The organism is Caulobacter sp. S45, from assembly GCF_903642205.1.
GTDB lineage: Bacteria > Pseudomonadota > Alphaproteobacteria > Caulobacterales > Caulobacteraceae > CAHJWH01.
In genome coordinates, this window is the sequence record NZ_CAHJWH010000152.1 from 1 (window position 1) to 7466 (window position 7466).

At 68.9% G+C, this 7466-nt stretch carries 7 protein-coding genes, 1 tRNA gene and 1 pseudogene; 1 reads left to right on the forward strand and 8 read right to left on the reverse strand.

Annotated elements, in window-relative coordinates:
• From tig to HUV06_RS13250, 4 genes are all read right to left on the reverse strand, one after another.
• Window positions 1-1186: trigger factor (tig, locus tag HUV06_RS13235; RefSeq protein WP_174301728.1), on the reverse strand; the 1186-nt coding region annotated here is incomplete at its 3' end.
• A gap of 146 nt (window positions 1187-1332) precedes the next feature.
• Window positions 1333-1417, reverse strand: a tRNA-Leu gene (locus tag HUV06_RS13240).
• Window positions 1418-1463: 46 nt separating this feature from the next.
• Entirely contained in the window at window positions 1464-2111 is a 648-nt protein-coding gene (locus HUV06_RS13245) for an isoprenylcysteine carboxylmethyltransferase family protein (protein ID WP_174301729.1), read from the reverse strand.
• An 88-nt stretch (window positions 2112-2199) separates the two neighbouring features.
• Window positions 2200-3687: an NAD(P)H-hydrate dehydratase gene (locus HUV06_RS13250; protein WP_174301734.1), complete on the reverse strand. Its 1488-nt coding sequence runs from the start codon at window positions 3685-3687 to the stop codon at window positions 2200-2202.
• Between the two features lie 98 nt (window positions 3688-3785).
• Between HUV06_RS13250 and HUV06_RS13255 the strand changes: the two genes are divergently transcribed.
• On the forward strand, window positions 3786-4124 hold the full coding sequence (locus tag HUV06_RS13255) for a P-II family nitrogen regulator (RefSeq protein ID WP_174301730.1): 339 nt from the start codon (window positions 3786-3788) through the stop codon (window positions 4122-4124).
• A gap of 27 nt (window positions 4125-4151) precedes the next feature.
• Here HUV06_RS13255 and HUV06_RS13260 read toward each other — a convergent pair whose 3' ends face one another.
• From HUV06_RS13260 to HUV06_RS13275, 4 genes and pseudogenes are all read right to left on the reverse strand, one after another.
• Window positions 4152-5162, reverse strand: a complete 1011-nt coding sequence (locus HUV06_RS13260) for a ligase-associated DNA damage response exonuclease (RefSeq protein WP_174301731.1) — start codon at window positions 5160-5162, stop codon at window positions 4152-4154.
• A gap of 165 nt (window positions 5163-5327) precedes the next feature.
• Window positions 5328-6041: an OmpA family protein gene (locus HUV06_RS13265; RefSeq protein ID WP_174301732.1), complete on the reverse strand. Its 714-nt coding sequence runs from the start codon at window positions 6039-6041 to the stop codon at window positions 5328-5330.
• Window positions 6042-6051: 10 nt separating this feature from the next.
• Window positions 6052-6831: a hypothetical protein gene (locus HUV06_RS13270; RefSeq protein WP_174301733.1), complete on the reverse strand. Its 780-nt coding sequence runs from the start codon at window positions 6829-6831 to the stop codon at window positions 6052-6054.
• A gap of 92 nt (window positions 6832-6923) precedes the next feature.
• A pseudogene (locus HUV06_RS13275) lies at window positions 6924-7466 on the reverse strand (DNA gyrase subunit B); the annotation flags it as partial.

Consider the following 7466-nt stretch of genomic DNA (forward strand, 5'->3'; position numbering starts at 1 on the left):
CGCTGGGATAGCGGCGGATTTCGGCGATGAGCGCCTGCTGCATCTCCTGCTCGGAAATTTGCACATTGTGGCGCTGGCCGATCTCGGCCAGGACCAGGCCAAGCCGCACCCGCCGCTCGGCAATCTTGCGGTACTCGCTGCGCAACTGCTCCTCGGATTTTTCCTTGTCCTCGTCGGACAGTTCGCCGGACGCGCGCTCGGCCTCCACCTGGGACCAAATGGCGCTGAACTCGTTCTCGACCATGCCGGGCGGCAGGTCGAACTCGTGCTTCTCGTCCAACACATCGAGCAGGGCGCGCTTGGCCTTGAACCGGCTGGCTTGGCCGTATTGCTGGGCTGTCTGGTTGCGGATCGCCTCCTTCAGGGCGTCCAGCGTGTCGAAGCCGATGCGCTTGGCCAAGTCGTCGTCCAAGGCCTCCTCGGCCTTGGGCGCGCGGACCTCCTTGACGGTGGTCTCGAACTCCGCCGCCTTGCCGCGAAGGGCCTCTGCGCCATAGTCGTCGGGGAAGGTGACCTTGATGGTCACCACCTCGCCCGCCTTGGCCCCCTTCAGCTGCTCCTCGAAGCCAGGGATGAACCGCCCAGAACCGATGGTGATCTCGCTGGCCTCGGCTGAGCCGCCCTCGAACGACTCGCCGTCTATGCGACCCACGAAGTCGGCCACCACCATGTCGCCGTCCTCGGCCGGCTCGCCCTCGGCCTTGGGCTCATAGCTCCGGTTGGAGTCGGAGATGACCTTCAGCTGGGTCTCGATCTCCTCGTCGGAGACCTCGTGCACCGGGCGCTTCAGCTCCAGGGTGGCGATGTCCACCGGCTCGAACTCGGGCATCACCTGCACGGCGAGGTCGAAGGCAAGGTCGGCCTGGCCGGCCAGCACCTTGTCGATGGTGGACTCGTCGAGCTTAAGGTCGGGCGAGGTGGCGACGCGGACCTTGGCCTCGTCCAGCGCCCGCTGCTGTCCGGTGTTCAGGGTCTCCTGGACGATCTCGCCCATCAGCGACTTGCCGTACATGCGCTTGACATGGGCGGTGGGCACCTTGCCGGGGCGGAAGCCCTTGATGTTCATGCGCGGGCGGATTTCGGCGATCTTGGCTTCCAGCTTGTCGGCCAGATCCTGCATGGGGACGGTGACGCCGTAGACGCGGCTCAAGCCCTCGCCGGACTTCTGGGTGATCTGCATGGCCATGATCGGTCTTCCGAAGCAGCCCGCGAGAACGCCCGCGGGGTCGTCAAAATGGATACGCCGCCCGGAGCCGGGGCCCAGGACGGCGAAGGATGGAGCTTGTACGTGAGCGGCCCCGCGCCGTCAAAGCCCGCGGACACCGTCAAGCCTGGTGCGGATGAGAGGACTCGAACCTCCACGCCTTGCGGCGCCAGAACCTAAATCTGGTGCGTCTACCAGTTCCGCCACATCCGCGAGGCTCCCCTGCGCGCTTACTACGCTCTGCGGCAGCTTGCCAGCGTCAGAACACTCCGGGGACCAGTCGGAAGCGGGTACGCGCCTGGAAGGCGGCGTAGGCCGGATCCTGGCTGAGCAGGCGCTCCTCCGCCTGGATGCGCACGATCTGCACAGCGAAGCTCAGGCCATAGACGATCAGGTTCCACAGGTTCGGCGAAAGCAGCAGGAAGCCTATGTGGACGGTGACATAGCCCAGATACATCGGGTGGCGCATGAGGCGGTAAGGACCGCTGGCCTTCACGCCGCGGTTGGCGGGAATGATGCCGAAGCTGCGCCGAAGCGTCAGCTTGGCCCAGACCTGGAAGGCCAGGCCGGACAGCAACAGCAGCACGCCCAAGCCTAGCGGGACCAGGGGGTGACCGCTGGACGACGCCTGCGCCAGGAGCGGGCCGACGGTCGCGGCGAAGGCCAGGGCCCAGTCGCCCCCGCGCTGGGTCACTTCGGTGGTCGGACGCCGGATCAGGATGAACAGGGCGACCAGGGCCTCCGACGCCACCATGATGGCATTGAACCAGTGCCCCTGGTCCACCACGGCATGGTAGTTACGTAGGGCGAAGCTGGCGAACAGGCCGAGCACCGCGCCCCGCTCCAGCAGGTCAAGCGCCCGGGCGGCCGACCGGGACCTGTGGCTTTCCACGGCGATGCTGGCCATGCTCTCCTCCGGCGACCGAGGGCCGCTGGGCCGGAGAATATGGCCGCAGGGCTGAGAAGGGATTAACCGGCCCGGGTAGCGATGCCTGTCAGGATGCGGCTTTCGAGCGCGCAAGCAGGTCGGCCAGAACGGCCGGGATGCGGCCCGGAAGGTCTTCGGAGACAAGGCCTGGACCGTGGGTGCGTCCCGCCTCCGCATGCATCCAGGCTCCCGCGCAGGCCGCCTCGAAGCTGTCCATGCCTTGGGCGATCAGCCCCGCGATGATCCCGGCAAGCACGTCGCCCGACCCGGCGGTCGCCAGCCAGGGCGAGGCGTTGGTATTGACCACCGCAAGGCCGTCCGGCGCGGCCACCACGGTGTCGGTGCCCTTGAGCAGCACCACGGTCCCGGCGCGCTCCGCAGCCGTCCGGGCGGCGGTGATCCGTTCCGGGCTCGCCGTGAGCAGACCGGGGAAGACCCGCTCGAACTCTCCCGGATGAGGCGTGAGCACGTCGTTGCGGTCAAGGCAGGCGAACAGGTCCTGCGGCGCCTCGCGGAAGGATGTCAGCACGTCAGCGTCCACGATCAGCGCTGCGCCCGTGCGCGCCAGGGCCATCAGATTGGCGCGGGTGTCGGCTCCGACCCCGGCCGCAGGCCCGATCACCGCCGCATCCGCGTCCCCCGCCGCGTGCTGAAGCTCGCCATCGTTGTCAAAGGGCTTGAGCATCACCGCCTCCAGGTGGGCGGCGTTCACCGCCAGGGCGTCTAGCGGCGACAGCAGCGTCACCAGGCCGGCGCCCGCCCGCAGCCCCGCCCGCGAGGCCAGCCGCGCCGCCCCCGTGGTCCAGGCGTGGCCGCTCACCACGACCAACCGGCCCCGTTCGGCCTTGTGGGTGTTGGTCCGTGGCCAGGGGAAGCGGTGCAGCCACAGGCTGGGGCCGTTCTCGTGCAGCCGGCTGGACCCAGCTGCGGGCGGCGCCAGGCCGATATCAGCCACGACCACCTCTCCGCAAAGCTCCCTGCCCGGCTCCAGCACGTGGGCTGGCTTCTTGCGATGGAAGGTGACGGTCAGCGCCGCCTGTGGCGCGTAACCGAGGGGCGCGCCGGTGTCGCCCGCCAGTCCGGAGGGGACGTCCACCGTCACCAGCCAGGCGCGACGGGCCTGCGCCGCCTGCAGCGCATAGCGGGCTTCCTGTCCCAACGGGCGCGACAGCCCGGCGCCGAACAGGGCGTCGATGACGATGGGCGCGTCGTCGCCTGCCCCATCTCCCAGCCGGGCGACTGGGCCGCCCCAAGCTGCTGCGGCCTCGGCCGCCGCACCCGTAAGCCTTCGGTTCTCGTCCGTGGCGGCGACCGTGACCTGCCAACCCGCCTCCCGCAGCCGGCGTGCGGCCACAAAGCCGTCGCCGCCGTTGTTACCAGGCCCGCAGAGCACCTGGACGTCCGCCCGGGCTCGGCGCGCCTGGACCGCTTCGGCCACCGCCGCGCCGGCCCGCTCCATCAGGGTGAGGACGGGCGCACCCGCCGCCTCCGCGGCGCGGTCGGCGGCGGTCATCTCCGCCACCGTCAGGATGTCGCTCGCCTCGCCTGGATGCATCACGCTGGCGTCCACCTCGCTATGGCGCGGGTCGTACCCGGTGCTAAACCCGCCACCCGGGAAGAACGCCGGACAAGGCTCACGGACCACGCTCGAAAATGAAGAAGATCGAAGCCGTCATAAAACCCTTCAAGCTGGACGAGGTGAAGGAGGCGCTGCAGGACATCGGCGTCCAGGGCATGACCGTGCTGGAGGCCAAAGGCTATGGCCGACAGAAGGGCCACACCGAGCTTTACCGTGGGGCGGAGTACGTCGTGGACTTCCTGCCCAAGATGAAGATCGAGATCGCCGTGGCCGACGACGAAGTGGAACGCGTGGTCGAGGCGCTGGTGAACGCCGCAAGAACCGGGCGCATCGGCGACGGCAAGATCTTTGTGTCCGACCTCACGGACGTGATCCGCATACGTACCGGCGAGCGGGGACCTCAGGCGATCTGAGGCGAAGATCACCTAACGCCCATCCCCTCAGTCGTCCTCCTCGTCCTCATAGCCGACCAGGCATAGCGGCCGGGCGGACAGGCCCTCCAGCTCGGCCCAACGGGCCAGGGCCTCCTCGCGACCATGGGTGATCCACAGCTCGCCGGGGCTGAGCTCGGACGCTGTGGCCGTGAGCTCGGTCCAGTCGGCGTGGTCGGAGATGATCAGGGGCAGCTCGACCCCCTTCTGGCGCACCCGCGCTCGCACCCGCATCCAGCCGCTGGCGAAGGCGGTCACCGGATCGGGGAAGCGGCGCGACCAGCGGTCCTGCAGGGTGGAGGGCGGCGCCACCACGATGGCGCCCTTCAACGCCGCCTTGGCCACGCCGGTGGCGGGCTCCAGCCGTCCGAGCGGCACGCCGTGCGCCTCGTACAGCGCGTTCAGCTTCAGCAGCGCGCCGTGCACGTAGATGGGCGCGTCGTGGCCGGCCAGGCGCAGCAGCCGGATGATGCGCTGCGCCTTGCCGAGCGCATAGGCGCCCACGAGGTGCGCGCGTTCGGGGGAGCGCGCCACCGAGTCCAGCAGCTGGGCGATCTCGGCCGCCGCCTCGGGGAAGCAGAACACCGGCAGGCCGAAGGTGGCCTCGCTCACGAAGACGTCACACTCCACCGGCTCGAAGGGAACGCAGGTCGGGTCAGGGCGGCGTTTGTAGTCGCCGGACACGACGATGGTGAGCCCGCGCCACCGCACCACCGCCTGGGCCGAGCCCAGCACGTGTCCGGCGGGCGCCAGGCTGACCTCCACGTCATTGCGGTGTACGGGCTCGCCATACGGCGCCGCCTGGCTCTCGGCGGCAAAATCCTCGCCGTAGCGGACGCGCATGATGTCCAGCGTCGCGGGCGTCGCCAGCACCGCGCCGTGGCCCGATCGGGCATGGTCGGCGTGGCCATGGGTGATCACCGCCCGCGCGACGGGTCGCACCGGGTCGATGTAGAAGTCGCCTGGCGCGCAGTAGAGGCCCTCGGGCCGCGGACAGAGCAGGTCCTGGGGACGGATCATGGGGGAGGAGCGGGCTGAGGCGGCCGGGGTTCCTGGAGCCCTTTCCCGGCCTTCAGCCGGTCCTACCCCACATTGACAGGCCTATCGCGCTCATACATCCCCCGCTCCGTCGGAGTGGTCGCGGAGCGGACCGAAGGACCTCCCGAGCGGACGCTCCCCCGCGGTTCAGTGGACCTGCTGGGGCGTCACCACGTTGAAGCGGATGTCGATGCGGCGGTTCAGGCGCTTGTTGGCCTCGGACGTCTCGGGCGCGACCGGACGGCTTGGTCCGTAGCCGCTGACGCCGAACAAGGGTTGCGGGTCGGCCGGCCGCAACCGGGCGTTCTTCACGTTGAGCAGGGCCGGAGTCTGGCCCATCAGGGCGCGATAGGTGTTCACCGCCCGGTCGGCGGACAGGTTCCAGTTGTCGCGTGCGCCGCTCATCTGGTCTGAGTCGGTGTTGCCCTCCACGAAGACTGATTCCAGTCCGGCCTGGGTGACCGGGCAGCCCGGCGGCGGGTGGGCCTGCGTGTAGCAGGGCGCCTTGGCCAGGATCGCCAGACCGACCTTGCGCAGCACCTGCACGCCCTCCGGCTTGACCACGTCGCTGCCCTTGTCGAACAGCACGTCTTCGGGCAGCCGGAGCACGCCGGAGTCGATGTCGACGACCACGTTGACGTTCTGGGTCTTCAGCTGCGACTGCACCGACTGCAGCAGCTGTGTCCGCCTGACCTTGGTGTCGGTCAACTCGACGGTCGTCTGGCGGTACTGGAGGGCGTAATAGACCAGCATGACCATCAACACGAAGACCAGCCCGACCATCATGTCGGTCATGGAGACGAAGTAGCTTTCCTCGTGCTCTCCGCCCTGGCGGCGGCGCACGGTGGCCATGGTGGTCATAAATCAGGCCCTAGGCGGCGCGGGCGCGCGGATCGGCGAGCGCGCCCTTGATGGCGTTGAGCACCTCGGTCTGTCGCTTCAGCTCGTTCAGCTGCTCGCCGGCCAGCATGCCGGGCGAGACCGGCGGGATGCGTGCGTCGATGATCTCGCACAGGTCCTCCACCGCCTCGTCGATACGGGTGGACCAGCGCCGCTCGCAGATGCGCAGGATCACCGAGGCCAAGATGCCCGCGATCGAGGTCCAGAACTTGGTGGCGGTGATGGTGAGCAGGCCCGAGAGCGCGGCCTGCATGGTGGCGGTGCTGGCGTTGCCGGCGCCGAGCACGCTGGTCGCCTCGCTCAGCGCCGCGACAACGCCCAGGAAGGTGAAGATCAGCCCGATGGCGACGAACAGGTTGGACCACCAGCCGAGCACGCCGGTCTCGGAGGTGACGATGTTGAACACCGTCCAGGCCGGAGCCCCGCTGCGCAGCTCGCCCTGCGGTGTGAAGGTCAGGGAGCTGCGGAACGCCGCCCAGGCGCGCTCCAGGTTGAAGCTCTGCCGATCGGGACGGCCCATGATCGCCGAGACCTGCTCCAGTTCCGACGGCGCCACGGTGCGGGGGAAATCCACGATGCGGCGCATCACGGCTTTGCGGATCGGCACGACGCGGCTGTAATAGACCCCGAACAGGATCAGGATGGCGGCGAACAGGATCGCGCCGGCCAGCGCCAGGGCGACGCCCTTCGTACTGAACAAGGCGATCAGCAGTCCGGTCAGCAGGTCGTTGAGAGCAGATATACCCGGCATTCAGCCATTCCGATCCAAGCGCCCCGGCGGCCTTTTCGGCCGTACGGAGGCGGAGAGCAAGCTTTGGCCCCTCTCTCGCGAGGGGAGATGGCTCAAACGTCGACCTCGGCATCCAGGGCGTTCTCCTGGATGAAGTCGCGCCGCGGTTCCACGAGGTCGCCCATCAGCTTGGAGAACATGTCGTCGGCGTCGTCGGCGTGGGTGACCTTTACCTGCAGCAGGGTCCGGGCGTTGGCGTCCAGCGTGGTCTCCCACAGCTGTTCGGCGTTCATTTCGCCCAGGCCCTTGTAGCGCTGGATGCTCAACCCCTTGCGGCCGGCGTCCATCACCGCGGTTACAAGGTCGAGCGGGCCGCGGACGGTGCGGGCCTGGTCCTTGCGGGTGAAGGTTGCAGGCTCCGGAAAGGCGTCCGCCAACCCCGAAGCGCGTTCCGCCAGCTTGCGGGCGTCGGCGGAGTGTAGCAGCAGGTCGTCCAGCACGATCCGCTCCGACACGCCCCGCCGCAGGCGCGAGAAGACGTAGCCGCCCGGCCCGAAGCCGTGGCCGCCGTCGCCGACGGCAGGCTCTCCGCTCCAGCGGCCGTCGCCTTCCTCGGCATAGAGGTTCAGCCGCTCGGCCGCGCCGGCCACATCGCC